This is a genomic window from Arthrobacter sp. UNC362MFTsu5.1 (assembly GCF_000685965.1).
Lineage (GTDB): Bacteria > Actinomycetota > Actinomycetes > Actinomycetales > Micrococcaceae > Arthrobacter.
Genome location: NZ_JMLE01000006.1, coordinates 15708 through 31256, shown reverse-complemented (window position 1 = coordinate 31256; position 15549 = coordinate 15708). Strand labels below are relative to the sequence as shown.

Annotated in this window: 15 protein-coding genes and 1 pseudogene; 8 read left to right on the top strand and 8 right to left on the bottom strand. The window is 66.4% G+C overall.

The window, feature by feature from the left end:
• Positions 1-50 precede the first annotated feature (50 nt).
• From BS38_RS0107610 to BS38_RS0107600, 3 genes are all read right to left on the bottom strand, one after another.
• On the bottom strand, positions 51-1016 hold the full coding sequence (locus tag BS38_RS0107610) for a quinone oxidoreductase family protein (RefSeq protein ID WP_028270254.1): 966 nt from the start codon (positions 1014-1016) through the stop codon (positions 51-53).
• Positions 1017-1041: 25 nt separating this feature from the next.
• Positions 1042-1848 carry an HpcH/HpaI aldolase family protein gene (locus tag BS38_RS26420; RefSeq protein WP_051628786.1) on the bottom strand — a complete coding sequence of 269 codons (807 nt, stop codon included), beginning with the start codon at positions 1846-1848 and terminating at the stop codon, positions 1042-1044.
• A gap of 98 nt (positions 1849-1946) precedes the next feature.
• Entirely contained in the window at positions 1947-3311 is a 1365-nt protein-coding gene (locus BS38_RS0107600; RefSeq protein WP_231511121.1) for an MFS transporter, read from the bottom strand.
• Between the two features lie 300 nt (positions 3312-3611).
• Here BS38_RS0107600 and BS38_RS0107595 point away from each other — a divergent pair, with 300 nt between their 5' ends.
• The 8 genes from BS38_RS0107595 to BS38_RS0107560 all read left to right on the top strand — a co-directional run bounded on the left by BS38_RS0107595 (position 3612) and on the right by BS38_RS0107560 (position 11268).
• Complete coding sequence (locus tag BS38_RS0107595) at positions 3612-5009, top strand: LLM class flavin-dependent oxidoreductase (protein WP_028270252.1); 1398 nt, start codon at positions 3612-3614, stop codon at positions 5007-5009.
• A 42-nt stretch (positions 5010-5051) separates the two neighbouring features.
• Entirely contained in the window at positions 5052-6368 is a 1317-nt protein-coding gene (locus tag BS38_RS0107590) for a flavin monoamine oxidase family protein (protein ID WP_028270251.1), read from the top strand.
• On the top strand, positions 6365-6880 hold the full coding sequence (locus tag BS38_RS0107585; RefSeq protein WP_051628784.1) for a flavin reductase family protein: 516 nt from the start codon (positions 6365-6367) through the stop codon (positions 6878-6880). Before BS38_RS0107590 ends, BS38_RS0107585 begins: the two co-directional genes overlap by 4 nt.
• Positions 6881-6905: 25 nt before the next feature.
• Positions 6906-7490, top strand: coding sequence for a flavin reductase family protein (locus BS38_RS24650; protein ID WP_051628783.1), 585 nt, complete (start codon positions 6906-6908; stop codon positions 7488-7490).
• The gene (locus BS38_RS0107575) at positions 7487-7903 is read left to right on the top strand and encodes an ester cyclase (protein ID WP_028270249.1); all 417 of its coding nucleotides are present in this window, start codon (positions 7487-7489) and stop codon (positions 7901-7903) included. The genes BS38_RS24650 and BS38_RS0107575 overlap by 4 nt, the downstream gene beginning before the upstream one ends.
• Before the next feature lie 46 nt (positions 7904-7949).
• Positions 7950-9536, top strand: a complete 1587-nt coding sequence (locus BS38_RS0107570) for an aldehyde dehydrogenase (NADP(+)) (RefSeq protein WP_028270248.1) — start codon at positions 7950-7952, stop codon at positions 9534-9536.
• 98 nt (positions 9537-9634) lie between these two features.
• The gene (locus BS38_RS0107565) at positions 9635-10420 is read left to right on the top strand and encodes a 2-keto-4-pentenoate hydratase (protein ID WP_028270247.1); all 786 of its coding nucleotides are present in this window, start codon (positions 9635-9637) and stop codon (positions 10418-10420) included.
• A gap of 2 nt (positions 10421-10422) precedes the next feature.
• Positions 10423-11268 (top strand): fumarylacetoacetate hydrolase family protein, encoded by an 846-nt coding sequence (locus BS38_RS0107560; RefSeq protein WP_028270246.1) that lies wholly within the window; start codon positions 10423-10425, stop codon positions 11266-11268.
• Between the two features lie 56 nt (positions 11269-11324).
• Here the strand turns inward: BS38_RS0107560 and BS38_RS0107555 are convergent, their stop codons facing one another.
• From BS38_RS0107555 to BS38_RS0107535, 5 genes and pseudogenes are all read right to left on the bottom strand, one after another.
• A complete protein-coding gene (locus tag BS38_RS0107555) occupies positions 11325-12290 on the bottom strand; it encodes a ribokinase (protein WP_028270245.1) in 966 nt (321 codons plus the stop codon).
• Between the two features lie 13 nt (positions 12291-12303).
• Positions 12304-12967: pseudogene (locus BS38_RS24645) on the bottom strand (DedA family protein).
• Positions 12964-13521, bottom strand: a complete 558-nt coding sequence (locus tag BS38_RS0107545; protein WP_043438025.1) for a hypothetical protein — start codon at positions 13519-13521, stop codon at positions 12964-12966. The pseudogene BS38_RS24645 and the gene BS38_RS0107545 overlap by 4 nt, the downstream one beginning before the upstream one ends.
• 62 nt (positions 13522-13583) lie before the next feature.
• Positions 13584-14687 (bottom strand): FAD-dependent oxidoreductase, encoded by a 1104-nt coding sequence (locus BS38_RS0107540; RefSeq protein WP_028270243.1) that lies wholly within the window; start codon positions 14685-14687, stop codon positions 13584-13586.
• A 107-nt stretch (positions 14688-14794) separates the two neighbouring features.
• Positions 14795-15349, bottom strand: coding sequence for a cysteine hydrolase family protein (locus BS38_RS0107535; RefSeq protein WP_028270242.1), 555 nt, complete (start codon positions 15347-15349; stop codon positions 14795-14797).
• Between the last annotated feature and the right edge of the window lie 200 nt (positions 15350-15549).

Here is a 15549-nt window from a genome sequence, read left to right as displayed (position 1 = left end):
GAACGGGGCGTTCAAGAGTGGTTCAACGCCGCAGCGCTCCCTCCCGCCTGCTACGGCACCAGGATGACTTTGCCCGTCGTTGCCCGCGACTCCAGGGCAGCGTGGGCCTCTCCTGCCTGCCCCAGCTGGAAACGCGCACCAATGTCGACCTTGACGCTGCCCCGGACCACCAGGTCAAACAACTCCCGGGCGCGCCAGCGGCGTTCCTCGGCATCGAGCAGGAAGTCGTCGATCTTGGGCCGGGTGACCGTCAGGGATCCGTGGGTATTGAGCCGCTGCAGGTCGAGCGGCGGCACCTGGCCGGACGCCCCGCCGAAGAGCACCAGCGTGCCGCGGATGCGCAGGGAGGCCAGGGATCCGTCAAAGGTGTCCTTGCCTACGCCGTCATAGACGACGTCGACGCCCCTTCCGCCAGTCAGTTCGCGCACCCGCTCGGGAACCTCCGGGTACGTGAGGACGTGGTCGGCTCCGGCTTTCCGTGCCAGTTCCGCTTTTTCGGACGTTGAGGTGGTGGTAATGACGGTGGCGCCGCGGTGCTTGAGCATTTGGGTCAGCAGCAGCCCGACTCCCCCGGCTCCGGCGTAGGTCAGGACGGTGTCGCCGGGCTGGACGTTGTAGCTGGAATTGACCAGGTAATGTGCAGTGATTCCCTGGGCGGGCAGCGCCGCGGCGACTTCATCCGAAATCCCGTCCGGCACCGGCAGCGCCTTGTCGGCGTCAACCAGCATGTACTCGGCGTAGCTGCCGGTGCCCTCCGTGGTGGTGATACGACCGCCCGCCACAAAGTCCGTGACGCCGTCGCCGATTTCCTCGATGATTCCGGCGGCCTCGACGCCGGGAACAAAGGGATAGTCGACGGCGTAGATGCCCGCGCGCTGGTAGGTCTCGATGAAGTTCACCCCGACGGCGGCGACGCGCATGAGCAGCTGGCCCGGCCCGGGCTCGGGCCTGGTGACGGTGACCCGCTCGAAGACGTCCGGGCCGCCCGCCCTCGGAATGTGCATGGCATAGGGCATTGAATTGGCTCCTTGAAGCGCGGGGTTAGTTCATGGCCGCGTAAGCGGCCAGGCGCGCGGATGCCTCCACTGCGTCCCGTGCCGCGACGGCCAACAGGCCGGTGTCCGAAGCCACGGGCATAAAGCGGAAGCCCAGCGCGACCATCTTTTCGGACAAGCCAGGTTCTCCGGTGTAGATGCCGGGCACCACACCGGCAACGGTGCAGCGGCGCGCGATGTCCGCGAGGATCCCGTCCGGGCCTTCGCCGGTGAGTTCCTCCAGCGTCACCCCCAGGCTGAGGGAGAGGTCGTAGGGGCCCACGAAAATGGCGTCCGGACCGGTGGCCAGGATGGCGTCAAGGCTGGCCAGGCCTGCGGCCGTTTCGATCATAAGGATGCACAGGGCGTCGTCCTGCAGGCTCCCGGGGACCGGCTTGGGGTACCGGGGGCTGCGGCGGGTTGGCCCGTAGCTGCGCCTGCCGCGGGGAGCAAAGCGGGTGGCCGCAACCAGGGTGGCTGCAGTCGCAGCATCCTCCACGGTGGGAAAGATGATCCCGCCCGCCCCCGCGTCCAGCACCCTGCCGAGGGTGCCCGCGTCGTGTCCGGGAACGCGGACGATCGACGGGACACCGAACAGGTGGGCGGCTTCGATCAGGGGCTGCACCTCGGACACTTCGGGTGCGCCGTGCTGGCCGTCGATGCAGATCCAGTCGAATCCTTCGGCCGCCAGGGTGTCCACCACTGCCGGATCCCGGAAGCTCACCCACGCACCCGGGTGGATGCCGCCGTCGTCAATGACCAGGCGGGGCGTGGGGAGCCCGGTGGAGTGGGCGCTTTCACCGTGGATCTTCATGATGTTCTTTCCGGAGGCGTGTTGATGATTCTTGGCGTTACAAAGGGACGCCTGGCCGGAGTCAGCCCGGCCAGGCGTCCCGCCGTATGAAAGTGGAATTATCGCTGGAGCACTGCTTTGCCCAGCGGCGCGGACGTGTCGCTCAGGCTCAGGCCCTTGGTCTCAGGTGCCAGGTACTGGGAGATCACGGCACCGAGCACACAGATGCCGGCGGCGATCAGCATGGTGGCCCCGACTCCGAGGCCGTTCACAGACATGGGCAGGATGAAGGTTCCCGCAGCCGCACCAATCCGCGAGAACGCGGTGGCGAAGCCGACTCCGGCGCCGCGGATTTCGGTGGGGAACACCTCGCCGGGATAGACGCCGGTCAGGGCGGTGGAGACGGCATTGAAGAAGGAGAACACCATGAAGCTGATCAGGATGACCATCGGAGACAGGTGCGAGAACAGACCGATGACCACAAGCGCGACGGCGGCGATCCACATGGGCGGGATGGACAGCTTGCGTCGGCCCACACGTTCGATCAGGTACATGGACGCCAGTGAGCCTGCGACCACCACGCCGTTGAGCAACAGTGCTCCGGCCAGGCCGTCCTCGACGCCAAGGCTTTCCAGGACGATGGGCGCGAAGGTGGCGATGGCGAAGTACGGGGTGACGTTGCAGACCCAGTACATGCAGACAAAGATCGTGGAATTGCGGTACTGCGGGGAGAACAGCTTGGCGAAGTTGGGCTTCTCAGACTTCTCGTGCTCCAGGTCCTTGATGTCGGCGTCCTCCATGCACTGGTGGGCGATGGCGAATGCCTCCTCACGCCGTCCCTTACTGATGAGCCAGCGCGGCGATTCGGGCGACCCCAGCCGGAGCAGGAACACGATCAGCGACGGAACGGTGCTCATGCCCAGGATGATCCGCCAGTCCGCGTCGATCGAGGTGGACATGTAGTAACCGACGGCGTAGGACAGCAGGTAGCCGACGTACCAGGCGACCTCCTGGAAGGCCATCAGCTTGCCCCGCAGCCTGGCGGGTGAGAACTCCACCAGCAACGGCCAGCCGATGGCGTAGTCGGCACCAATCGCCATGCCCATGACCAAACGGATGATGAACAGCTGCCACGCGTCCGCCACGAAGAACTGTGCGGCCGAGCCAAGAAGGAAGATGGCGAGGTCCACGATGAACATCGGCTTGCGGCCGATCTTGTCCGCCAGGTAGCCGCCGATCGGGCCGCCGAAGAAGATGCCGATGAGTGCCGAGGCGCCAATCAGGCCCTGCCAGGTGGCGGAGAGGCCCAGGTCTGCCGTGAGCGCCGGCATGACCAGTCCGATGCCGCCCAGGATGAAGCCGTCGATGAACATGCCGCCGGCGATCACGCCGCTGAGCTTCATGAGGAACTTCTTCTTTTGCGGATCCTGGGGAGCCGATGACTGCACGAGCGGCCTCGCGGCAGGTGTAACAGGTGTATTCACGATGGACTTCCTTGTAGATCGTGCCAATTCGAACGGATAAGAGCGCCGGCGATATCAGCACGGCGGTGTGGAGGGCGTTGGGAGCCAAGTCCTGGTTCGTTCACTTTTCGAACGCCATGGTCAAAAATATGGCATGCGCCACATTCCATGTCAATAGGCGATCCGCAACGTGAAGAACGAAAAACGAACCCTTGACAGTGAGCTGGCTTACATTCTAAATTGAACGCAGTGTTCATCTAATGAACGTCAAACTGAAATTTGTCGCCGTGTTCGGCACGAGTCCAAGGAAGTACCGCTGCCATGAAAAACGAACCTCTCAGCCTTTTCGCCTTTGACGTCTTCGCCCCCTCACACCTGACCTCCGGGTCCTGGCGGAACGACGGGGACCAGGGCTACCGCTACACCGACCTGCAGTACTGGACCGGCATCGCACAGATGCTGGAAAAGGCCGGGTTCGACGGGATCTTCTTCGCCGACAACGTGGGCTACCACGACGTCTACCGCGGAAACGGCGATGCCGCCCTTCGCGATGCCGCGCAGTTCCCGATCAACGACCCGACCGTACTGATCAGCGGCATGGCCGCCGTCACCAGGCACCTGACCTTCGGGGTGACGGTGTCGGCAACGTATGAGCCGCCCTACCTGCTGGCCCGTAAGTTCAGCTCACTGGACCACCTCACAGCAGGCCGCGTGGGCTGGAACATCGTGACGTCCTACTCGGAGGCCGCTGCCCGCAACCTCGGCAAGCAGCAACAGCTCACCCCGGCCGAACGTTACGACCTGGCCGACGAGTACATGGACGTCGTCTACAAGCTCTGGGAGGGCTCCTTCGAGGAGGACGCCGTGGTCCGCGACGCCGAATCCGCCACCTATGTCGACCCCGCGAAGGTGCACCCGATCAACCACTCCGGCCAGCACTTCACGGTGCCCGGTTTCCACCTCTGCGAGCCTTCCCCGCAGCGCACCCCGGTCCTGTTCCAGGCCGGCGCTTCCTCAAGGGGCATGGAGTTCGGCGGCAAGCACGCCGAAGTGGTCTTCCTCCAGGGCACGTCGGTGGAAGGCACCAGGCGGTCAGTCGACAAGCTCCGCCAGGCCGTGGCGGACGCCGGCCGTGATCCCCGGGACGTCAAGATCGTCGTCCTGCTCACCGTCGTCGTCGCGCCCACCGACGAGGAAGCCCAGGCCAAGTACCGCAGCGCCGTTGAAACCGCCCCGGTCGAAGGCATCCTGGCCCGCTTCAGCGGCTGGACCGGCATCGACATGTCCGAATACGAACTGGACACTCCCCTGCGGTCCGTAGGCACCAAGGCAGGGCAGTCCATGGTGGACATGTTCTCCAAAGCTGACCCGGACCGGGACTGGACGCCGCGCCAGATCGCGGAGTTCCTCGCCGTCGGCGGCACCGGATCCACCATTATCGGTTCCCCGGAAACCGTGTCCGCCGAACTGCGCCGCTGGCGCGACGAGGCAGACATCGACGGCATCAACCTCAGCTACACCACCAAGCCGGGCAGCTGGGAAGACTTCATCGAGCTGGCACTCCCGGAACTCCGTGCCCAGGGGATCATCGCCCCGGAACGCAGCGGAGACCAGGAACCCGTCACCCTGCGCGAAAAGCTCTTCGGCCAGAAATACACCCTGGCGGGCCACCCGGCCACGGCGCAGCGCGCCGCTCACCTCAGCGACGCTGCCCGCTAAACGCGGCCGCCATCAACGGAATTATCACCAAAGGATCCTTCAATGACTGAACAAACTGACGTCGTCGTCATCGGTGCCGGGCTGGCCGGCCTCATCACGGCCCGCGAACTCGGGAACCGCGGCCACAAGGTGGTCGTCCTGGAAGCCCGCGAGCGGCTGGGCGGCCGGTTGTGGACAGAGAACCGCCTGGGCCGGAAGCTGGAACTCGGCGGAAACTGGCTGCACTGGACCCAGCCGCACGTCTGGGCCGAGGTCACCCGCTACGGGCTGGAAGTCTCACGCGGTCCGCGCTCGGAAGAAACCTACTGGCTGGCCGGCAATGAAGTGCGCCGCGGCAACCTGGACGACTTCATGAAGCTGATCGATCCGGGCATGACACGGCTGCTGGAAGACACCATGAAGTGGCTGCCGCGCCCTGACGCACCGCTGACGGTCGAGAACCTGGCCGAGGCCGACCAGTACAACCTGCAGGAAATGCTGGACAAGCTGGACCTCTCCGAGGACGAACGGAATGCGAACGAGGCCGCCTGGGTGGGCCACTTCAACGCACCCCTGGACCAGTGCGCCTACGTGAACGCCCTGCGTTGGACCGCCGGGTCCTCCGGGCACTGGCACCTGATGCACGAAGCCTCCGCGATCTACCGCCTGACGAACGGGAACGACACCCTGGTCACCGCCATCGCCGAGGACACCAACGCGGACATCCGCCTCAACACCCCGGTCACCGCGGTCCGCCACCACGCCGACGGCGCCACCGTCAGCTACGGCGACGGCCAGGAAATCCGGGCCAGGAAGGTGGTCATCACCCTTCCGCAGAACATCCTGCACAAGCTCGACGTCCAGCCTGCGCTCTCGGACGGCAAGCTCGCTGCCAGCCGGGAAAAGACCGCGTCACAGGGCGTCAAGGCCTGGATCCGGGTCAAGGGCCCCATCAAGCCGTTCTTCGCCTACTCCGCCCAGGACAAGCCCCTCTCGGTGATCCGCACCGAGTTCGTCGGCGAGGACGACGCCGTACTGGTGGGCTTCGGCGCCGACGCAAACCGCATCGACGTCACCGATCCCCGGCAGATCCAGGACGCCATCAGGGTCTGGCGCGATGACCTGGAAGTCCTCGAGGTCACCGGTCACAAATGGGGTGAAGACCCCTACGCGGAGGAAACCTGGCAGATCCAGCGCCCCGGCCAGCTCACCAAGTACCACCAGGCGCAGCAGGCCAGTGAAGGAGCCCTCCACTTCGCCAGCAGCGACACCGCGAACCTCTGGGCGGGCTTCTTCGACGGCGCCATTGAAAGCGGCCTCCGGGCAGGCCGCACCATCCACGCAGAACTGAAGGCCGCCGCACCGGAAGGACAGTCATGACCGCCACCGCCATGGCCCCCAGGACCATCGACTCCGACCGCTACCGCGCCGTCATGCGGCACCTGCCAACAGGCGTGGCGGCCGTCTGCTCCACCGATCCGGTGACCGGCATCCAGAACGGCATGATCGTGGGCACGTTCGCCTCCCTGTCCATGGAGCCGGCGCTGGTGACGTTCAGCGTCATGCACACCTCCACCAGCTGGCCGAAGATCTCCGAAGCCGCAACCTTCAGCATCAGCCTGCTCGCCGAGGACCAGCAGCAGGTGTGCCGCGCACTGTCCGCCAAAGGCGAGGACAAACTCAGCTCCGTTGGCTGGTCCGAGTCCGGCTGGGGCACCCCGCACCTGCACGGCTCCCTGGCCTGGTTCGACTGCCGGGTTGAACAGCAGTTCACGGCCGGAGACCACGTCGTCGTCATTGCCAGCGTGCTGGACATGACTCCCGCTGAGCGGGCTTCCACCCCGCTCATCTTCCACGGCGGCCGCTTCGGCAGCTTCCGCGAAGCCGCCTGATACGCCTTGATGTAAGGAACCTGAGATGGATATCACCCCAGCCAGCACTGCAACCCTGGCAGACATCACACCCGCCTACTACCGCCAGGTCCTGGGCAAACTCCCCACGGGAGTCACTGCCATCACCGGCATCAATGACGACGACGAGAAGCTCGGCCTGGTGGTCGGCACCTTCCAGTCACTCTCGCTGGATCCGCCGCTGGTCATGTTCTGCGTGGACAAGTCCTCCTCCAGCTGGCCCAAGCTGCGCAAACTGCAGAAGTTCACCGCCAACATCCTGTCCGATGACCAGATCAACATCTGCCGGTCGCTGTCCCGCAAGGGACCGCAAAAGTTCGAGGGCCTGCCCTGCACCGCGGGCCCCCTCGGCACCCCGCACCTGGACGGCGCCACCGCCTACATCGACTGCCTGGTGACGGCCGAGGTTGTGGTGGGAGACCACTACATGGTGGTGGGCGCCGTGACTGGCATGGAGGAAGGGAACGGCGATGCGCTGCTCTTCCGGGCCGGCAAGTTCGGCCAGTACCTGCCCATCGAGATTCCCGCACCCGCCGAACAGGCAGCACCGGCATCCGTACCCGCATCAGTACCGGCAAGGAGCGCATCATGAGCCGCCAGCAGACCATCCTCAAGGCTTGGAACAGCGCATGGGGCGACGGCGACCTGACCGCCTTCGAGCAGATGCTCGCACCGGATTATGTCCGCAGGTCCAAGTCCGGCAGTGAAGACTACGCCACCCTGCGGAAGACCATTGAGGCCACCCACGCAGCCTTCCCCGACACCACCACGGAGATCCTGCACATCCTCGAGGACGGTGCCACCGCTGCAATTCACTGGCAGACCAAGGGAACGCATCAAGGCGAGTTCATGGACGTACCCGCCACCGGACGCACCATCACCGTCTCCGGCGCGTCCTTCCTCCGTTTCGACGGCGACAAGCTGGCCGAGGAATGGGTGGTCTGGGACCCCCGCGAACTCCTCTCCGCACTCGGGATCTGGCACCTGGGCCCCGGCAACGCCTGACCAGGACCTCTCCCACCAACTTCTTACCGCCCAGGAGGGCGCCATCATGACACTTAACGGACATTCCCTCATCGCAGGGCACCCCACCGCGGGAACCAGCGGAACCGCCCATGGAATCAACCCGGCAACCAGCGAGCAGCTGGAACCGGCGTACACCCTGATCAGCGACGACCAGCTGCGGACGGCCACCGAAGCCGCCGCGGACGCCTTTGACTCGTTCAGCACCCTCGAACCCGGACAGCACGCCCGGTTCCTGGACGCCATTGCCGAAAACATCGAAGCGATCGGCGAGGAGCTCATCGAGCGGGCATCCGCCGAAACCGGCCTCGGCGTGGACCGCCTCCGCGGCGAACGCGCCCGCACTGCCGGCCAGCTGCGGCTGTTCGCAGAGGTGGTGCGCGGGGGCGATTTCCGCGGCGTCCGCATCGATCCCGCCTTGCCTGACCGGGCACCGCTCCCCCGGGCCGATATCCGGCAGCGCCAGATTCCCCTGGGTCCGGTGGCTGTTTTCGGCGCCAGCAATTTCCCGCTGGCCTTCTCCGTGGCCGGGGGCGACACCGCGTCCGCGTTTGCGGCAGGCTGCCCCGTGGTGGTCAAGGCCCACAACGCCCACCCCGGCACTGCCGAACTCGTGGGCCAGGCCATCGTCAACGCCGTCCGCGATTTGGGCCTGCATCCGGGCGTGTTTTCCCTGGTCTACGGTTCCGGTGCCAGCATCGGCCAGGCATTGGTGGCAGACCCGAACATCAAAGCCGTGGGGTTCACCGGATCCCGCGCCGGCGGCACCGCACTGATGCGCACCGCCGCGGCCCGGCCCGAGCCCATCCCGGTCTACGCCGAAATGTCCTCGATCAACCCGGTCTACGTCTTTCCCGGAGCCCTGTCCGGCACCAAGGACGTCGAGGCGCTGGCCAGGCAGTATGTCGCCTCGGTGACGGGCAGTTCCGGGCAGCTCTGCACCTCCCCGGGACTGGTCTTCGTCCCCGCGGGTGAGGCAGGCGACCGGTTCGCTGCGGCCGTCGCCGGCGAAATCACCCCGTTGTCCGGGCAGACCATGCTCAGCGGCGGGATCGCCTCGGCCTGGCACCACGGCCACGATGCACTCGAGGCCGCTGCCGACGTCGAACTCCTCGGCCGGGGTCATCAGGGCCCCGGCGAGAACGCACCCGCACCGGCGGTCTTCAGTTCCGAACTGGACGTCTTCACCGGCAACCCGGTGCTCCACGAGGAAATCTTCGGCGCGGCCAGCCTGGTGGTCCGCTACAAGGGCGTCGATGACCTGGTTGAAGCAACCGGCAAGCTCGACGGCCAACTGACAGCCTCGCTGCACGTCACCGAGGAAGACTACGCCGCGGCCGCACCGCTCATCCCGGCACTGGAACGCAAGGTGGGCCGCATCATCATCAACGGCTGGCCCACCGGCGTCGAAGTGGGCCACGCCATGGTCCACGGCGGCCCGTACCCCGCCACCTCCGATTCAAAAACGACGTCGGTGGGAACCCTGGCCATTGAACGGTTCCTCCGCCCCGTGGCCTATCAGGGGTTCCCTGAGCAGCTGCGGCCCGCGCCGCTGCAGGACGCCAACCCGTGGAACGTCAACCGCCTCATCGACGGCAAGCCGGAACAGCACTAGGCCCGGCGCCAAAACCCCGCAACTTCCGGCCCCGGGCATGCCTCTCTCGCACGAGTCGCCCGGGGCCGGATCCCCAACCATCGAAATTTGAGGAAACCATGTCCACCATCACGCTTGAAGACGTCGCCGGCACGCTCCGCACCGCCCGGCTGCAGGGACAGCCCGTCGCTGCGCCCACGGAAACCTGGCCTGCGCTGGACGCCGACGGCGCATTCCAGGTCCAGAAAATCAACGTTGACCACGCCGTCGCCGGAGGGGACCGGCTCGTCGGCTACAAGCTCGGCAACATCGCCAAGGTCATGCAGGACGCCTTCGGCCTGGACCAGCCGGACTACGGCCACCTGCTGGCAGGCATCTTCGAATTCGAGGGCGCCACCCTCCAGCGGGACAACTTCATCGCACCCTACGTGGAACTCGAACCCGCCTTCGTGCTCCGCTCACGCCTGGGCGGCCGGAACACCACAATCGCGGACGTCATCAACGCCATCGACTACGCGCTGCCCGCCATCGAGATCATCGACTCGCGCGTGAAGGACTGGGCCATCGGGCTGCCGGACACCCTGGCGGACAACGGCTCCACCGGCGCCGTCATCCTGGGCGGCACACCCCGCAAGGTCACCGACCTGAACCTGCGGGACACCCGCGGAGTCCTGACCTTCAACCACCGCGAAGTCATCGCAGGGACCACCGGCAACATCCTGGGAAACCCCCTCGCCGCGGTCGCCTGGCTGGTCAACCGCCTTGCCGACTACGACGTCGAGTTTGAAGCGGGCCAGGTCATCCTTCCCGGCAGCTGCCTCCAGGCCGTACCGATGAACGAGGCCGGCCGCTGGTCCGGAACGTTCGAGGGCTGGGGCACGGTCGAGTTCGACGTTTCGGCCTGATCATGCGCCTGGCCAACATTTCCGGACGCCTCCACCTCGTCACCCCCGATGACCACGTCATCGATGTTTCGATGGAAACCGGCGGACATTTCAGCCCGCGGATCCAGGACTGCTACGAGCGCTGGCCAGAGCTTCGCAGCGTTGCCTTCACGTTGGAGCAATGGAGCGGAACCCCGCTGGCCGACGTGCCGCCGTCGTCCTTTGGAAATCCCGCGCCGCAGCCCCGGCAGGTGTTTGCCATCGGGCTGAACTACGCGGCGCACGCCGCCGAGGCCGCGCTGGAGGTCCCCGATGACCTCACGGTGTTCACGAAGTTCGTGACGTCCCTGACTGGTCCGCACGGGACTATCGTCCTCCCGCAGGGCACGGTGGACTGGGAGGTCGAACTCGTCGTCGTCATCGGCCGCGGCGGGACCCGCATCCCCGTTGAGGAGGCGTGGAAGCATGTGGCGGGCCTGTCCGTGGGACAGGACCTCTCGGAGCGCACGCTGCAGCAGTCAGGGCCGGCGCCGCAGTACAGCCTGGCCAAGTCGTTTCCCGGGTTTGGACCCATCGGGCCGCTGCTGGTGACTCCTGATGAGTTTGATGACCCGGACCGCATCGAACTGGGCTGCTCGATCAACGGCGAAGAAGTCCAGAAGGGGAACACCGCTGACATGGTGTTCCCGGTGCCGGAGATCATCGCCCGGCTTTCCCAGGTGACTCCGCTGCTGCCCGGTGACGTGATCTTTACCGGCACGCCTCCCGGGGTGGGCGTTGGCCGGGTGCCGCAGCGCTTCCTCAAACCGGGGGACGAACTGGTCACCTATGTGCGCGGCGTCGGCGAGATGCGGCACACCATGCAGTAGCGGGCAATAGGAGTCAGCGGGCCGCCGGACCTAATCGGACCGGCGGCCCGCTTCCGTCAGCCTCGTGCAGACCGCCGCAGCCGCTCCACGTCGGCAACGTCGGCGTATGCAGCCTGCGTGCCCTTGCGTGTGGCGGCAAGCGCCGCCGCCGCTGAGGCGAAGGCCGCGGCGTCGGCCAGCGGCTCGCCGGCGGCGAGCCGCGCAGCAACGGCGCCCGTAAACGCGTCGCCGGCTCCCGTCGTGTCCACGGCGTGGACCGCAACCGGCGCGATCCTCGTAACGCGGTCCCTTCCTGCGGCCAGCGAATCAAGAACTACCGAGCCCCTGGAGCCAAGGGTGACCACCACCCGGTGCAGCCCGCGCCCGGCGAACCTTTCCCGGACCTGGTCCCAGCCGGCGTCGTCCGCGTCCGCCCCGGGAACATCCGGCCCCAAAAACAGTGACGCTTCGTGCGCATTGACCAACAGCACATCGCACAAATCCGCCAACCCCTGCGGGATCTCGCCGTAGGGCGACAGGTTTAACAGAACTGTTGCGCCGGCGTCGCGCCCTGCCCGGGCCGCGGCTTCCACCGTATCCATGCCGATCTCAAGGCAGAGGCAGATCACGGAGGCGCCGTCGAACGCCTCCGCGGCCGCTGCGACGTCGGCGGGCGCAAGGGTCCCGTTGGCCCCGGCGGAGATGATGATGTTGTTCTCACCGTGCGCGTCCACTGCGATGACCGCGACTCCCGTGGCGGCGGACGGTGAAATGCGCACGTGCGAGATGTCCACACCGGCGCCGGCGGTGGAGGCCAGGAGCATTTCGCCGTTGGAGTCGTCCCCCACGGCCCCGATGAGGCTGACCGCCCCGCCAAGGAGGCTGGCAGCCACGGCCTGGTTGGCGCTCTTGCCCCCGGGATTGACGGCGAACCCGGTACCGTGGACCGTCTCGCCCGGCCGCGGGAGCCGTTCGCAGTAAATGGTCAGGTCGGCGTTGAGGGAGCCGACGACGACGATCCGGCCGTGCGCTTCCGTGCCCATTCCAGCCACTCCCCTAACGTTCGTTCTGATCCAAGCGTTCGCGTTGCCGCCGGTAAGCCCGGACGGACAGCCATGCAATGGTGGCAGCCAGCACGGCGTACACGGCGTAATTGAGGTATTTGGAGTAGTCCTCAATAAGCCGGTACTGGGCTCCGAGCAGCACGCCCAGGCCGATCAGCAGCGCGTTCCAGAGCCCGCTCCCGGCAATGGTGAAGATGCTGAAAGTGGCCAGGTTCATTTTCTTGGCGCCGGCCGGCAACGAAATCAGGCTGCGCACCCCCGGCAGGAACCGGCCGAAGAACACCGCCGACTTGCCGTGGCGCTGGAACCAGTCCGCGGCCTTTTCGAAGTCTTCGCGGTCCATCAGCGGAAGCCGGGACAGGCCCGTGATGGCCCGTGATGGCCCGTTCCAAGCCCAGTTTGGCGCCCAGCCAGTACAGCAGTAAGGCACCGGCGTACGCGCCGAGCGTGCTGGTGATGAAGACGAGCGCCAGGACCATGCTCCCCTGCTTGGTGAGGAAGCCAGCCAGCGGCAGGATGACCTCGCTGGGAATGGGCGGGATGACCGTTTCGGCAAAGGTGAAGAGCCCGACGCCCCATTCCCCCAACGAGTCGATGCTGCGCGCGGCGAAGCCGGCTATCCCGGTGAGCTCATCCACAGCGTTTGCCGACATCATGGCTGGACCCTGGCGCCGGGACGGAACCTGAGAAAACCGAAGGCTGAAGAAAGCAGGAGCAGCCCGCCGCCGATGGCAATCAGGTATCCCGCGACAGGAACGGTCCCCGCCTCAACCCCGCCGGAATCGGACGGTGCCGCCGTCAACGTCCGGGCCGAGCGGGACGGCAACGGTGGCTCAGATCCTGCCGGCGTGGCCGTGCCCGCGCGGGACGGCGATCCCGCGGACGCTGCGCTGGCCGCCTCCGGTCCCTGGCCGGCGATAGTTTCCTGTAACGGCATATCTTTCTCACCGGAACCTGTGACGACGGGCTGCACTTCACCGGGGCCGGTGCCGTCCTGAATGGTTCCGGGGGCGGCTGGCTCCGGGGAAGTTGCCGGGGATGCGGGCGCCCGCGACGGCGGCCCGCCGGAAACGCAGGAGCCGGCGTCGGCAGCAGGACCCTTCTTGTCCGAGCAGGGCGCAGCACTTGCGGACACAGCGAAAGCCAGGAGGCAGGCAGCCACGACGGACAGCACCGCGAGGATGCATGGAACCAGTCGACCGTTGCGCATGTCAGCCAACGCTACCCGCTCCGGCGGAATCCGGCCTGCCAACCGTTCCCTAGCGCCGTTCCCTAGCGCCGGGCGGAGAACCTCGCCGGGGCGCTGCCGCCGTCGGCAAGGTCTGCAAGTACCCGGCCGATGGCCGGTGTGAACTTGAAACCGTGACCGGAGAACCCGGCCCCCACCACCACCGGCCCGAAGCGGTCCAGCACAAAGTCCTCGTTCGCGGTGGTGGTGTACGTGCAGCTGATCGGAACCGCCGACTCCGGATCCACGCCCGGCAGCCAGTCCCGGACGTACCTGACCAGCGCCTCCAGCTGTACCGGCTCGGGGGTGAAGCTCCGCGCGTCCGGATCCGTCACCGGCCCCACCCCGTGCCAGCCTGCCTTGATGCCTTCACCCGGCGTCAGCATTCCGTAGACCGGGCTGTACCAGTACCCGTCGCGGGGGTCGTCCGGGTCGGGGTTGTGGTTGAAACTGGGCCAGGCCAGCGAGTCATCCAGCGGCGTGAAGTGGGCCGGCTGCTCCTGCGTGACCACGAGCCTCGGGAGCCGGACCAGGTTCCCCGCAAGCTTGGTGGTCCACGCACCGGCCGTGACCACAACGCGCCGCGCGGTGATCTCGCCGGAGTCAGTAACGACGACGGCGCGGTCGTCACCGGCGACGCGGATGTCGCGGACCGGCGTCGAGTACTCAAAGCGGGCGCCGTGCGCCTCCGCGGCCTGGCGCAGCGCCTGCAGCGCCGCCTCGGCGCGGATACGGCCGGAGCCGGGAACCACCAGCACCTCGCTCCGGAAGTTCATGCCCCGCCAGCGGTCCGCCGCTTCCGACGCCGGGATGAAGTGGCTTTCTATGCCCCGCCGGGCATGCGAGGACCGGACCTCCTGCAGCCGGCGGACGTTGCCGTGGTTCACCAGTCCCACGAGGTCCAGGAGTTGCCTGCCCGTTTCGGCGGCCAGCCCGTCCCACAGATCCTTGGCCTCGGTGACCAGGTCCAGGTAGTCAGCCTCCGCGTAGGCCGTGTTGAAATTCCGGGTCGCGCCGTGGGAGGCGCCGATGTGGTGCCCCTGCTCGAACTGTTCCAGGAGCCTGACCGAGTGCCCGCGGCGGGCCAGCTGCCACGCGGCAGCGGATCCCATCGCCCCTCCGCCAACTACAACGACGTCAACTTCCACCACAGCTCCACCCAACTCAATCCCGCAGCCTCTTCGTGAGGCCTGTTACCGGTTCCTATTCTGCCAATTGGACGGGTGGCCCGCATGCGGGGTCGAGAGGGACCGGCTCAGTCCTTGAAGGTCACATCCTTCGTGTCCTCCACGGCAGCTGTCCGGCCGGGCGCCGTGTGGTACTTCCAGTACAGGTTGGTGTGCGCGATGACCTTGTCCGGCGGCGGCGCGCCCCATTCGCTCTGGTCTTCCGTAGTGTGTGCATCGCCGACGAGCGTCACGTCGTAGCCGCGGACAAAGGCGCCGTGGATGGTGGACCGGATGCATTCGTCCGTCTGCGCGCCGGTCACCACGAGTCGGCCCACTCCGGCGTCGGCCAGCACCTCTTCCAGGTTGGTGTCCTCGAACGAGTCCGCAAACGACTTGTGCACCAGCGCCTCAGGGTCCTGGCGCTTCAGTTCCGGGACATACTCCCAGGCTTCGCTGCCCTTTTCCAGCTGCTCGTCCGAGTGCTGGACCCAGACGATCGGCACTCCTTCACTGCGCGCCTTGTCCACGAGCGTGCCGATGTTGGCCACCACCTCGTCGCGCTGGTGCACATCCGACACCACGCTGTTCTGGACGTCGATCACCATCAAGGCGGTGTTGGGTCGATCTGACAATGTGGTCATAACGAGCTCCTTGGTGTGCGCTGAGGCAGTGGAAGGACCCTGGGAGGGCAATCCGTTGCATGCATTTTACGTGGGCTTAACTTGATCGGTCTTGTGAGCCTACAAGGAGCCGCGACAGACTTGAAGCACTTGATGAACCGATCAATTCTGATCGTTCGACCAGACCAGCGGAACATGTTCGCAGAGATGCGTTCGGCCCG

Bases quoted from the DNA above. Each gene is read 5' to 3' on its own strand.
- BS38_RS0107590 (WP_028270251.1), top strand. From the start codon at position 5,052: ATGACTGAACAAACTGACGTCGTCGTCATCGGTGCCGGGCTGGCCGGC.
- BS38_RS0107535 (WP_028270242.1), bottom strand. From the start codon at position 15,349: ATGACCACATTGTCAGATCGACCCAACACCGCCTTGATGGTGATCGAC.
- BS38_RS24650 (WP_051628783.1), top strand. From the start codon at position 6,906: ATGGATATCACCCCAGCCAGCACTGCAACCCTGGCAGACATCACACCC.
- BS38_RS0107610 (WP_028270254.1), bottom strand. From the start codon at position 1,016: ATGCCCTATGCCATGCACATTCCGAGGGCGGGCGGCCCGGACGTCTTC.
- BS38_RS0107595 (WP_028270252.1), top strand. From the start codon at position 3,612: ATGAAAAACGAACCTCTCAGCCTTTTCGCCTTTGACGTCTTCGCCCCC.
- BS38_RS0107575 (WP_028270249.1), top strand. From the start codon at position 7,487: ATGAGCCGCCAGCAGACCATCCTCAAGGCTTGGAACAGCGCATGGGGC.
- BS38_RS0107545 (WP_043438025.1), bottom strand. From the start codon at position 13,521: ATGCGCAACGGTCGACTGGTTCCATGCATCCTCGCGGTGCTGTCCGTC.
- BS38_RS0107570 (WP_028270248.1), top strand. From the start codon at position 7,950: ATGACACTTAACGGACATTCCCTCATCGCAGGGCACCCCACCGCGGGA.
- BS38_RS0107560 (WP_028270246.1), top strand. From the start codon at position 10,423: ATGCGCCTGGCCAACATTTCCGGACGCCTCCACCTCGTCACCCCCGAT.
- BS38_RS26420 (WP_051628786.1), bottom strand. From the start codon at position 1,848: ATGAAGATCCACGGTGAAAGCGCCCACTCCACCGGGCTCCCCACGCCC.
- BS38_RS0107565 (WP_028270247.1), top strand. From the start codon at position 9,635: ATGTCCACCATCACGCTTGAAGACGTCGCCGGCACGCTCCGCACCGCC.
- BS38_RS0107555 (WP_028270245.1), bottom strand. From the start codon at position 12,290: ATGGGCACGGAAGCGCACGGCCGGATCGTCGTCGTCGGCTCCCTCAAC.
- BS38_RS0107585 (WP_051628784.1), top strand. From the start codon at position 6,365: ATGACCGCCACCGCCATGGCCCCCAGGACCATCGACTCCGACCGCTAC.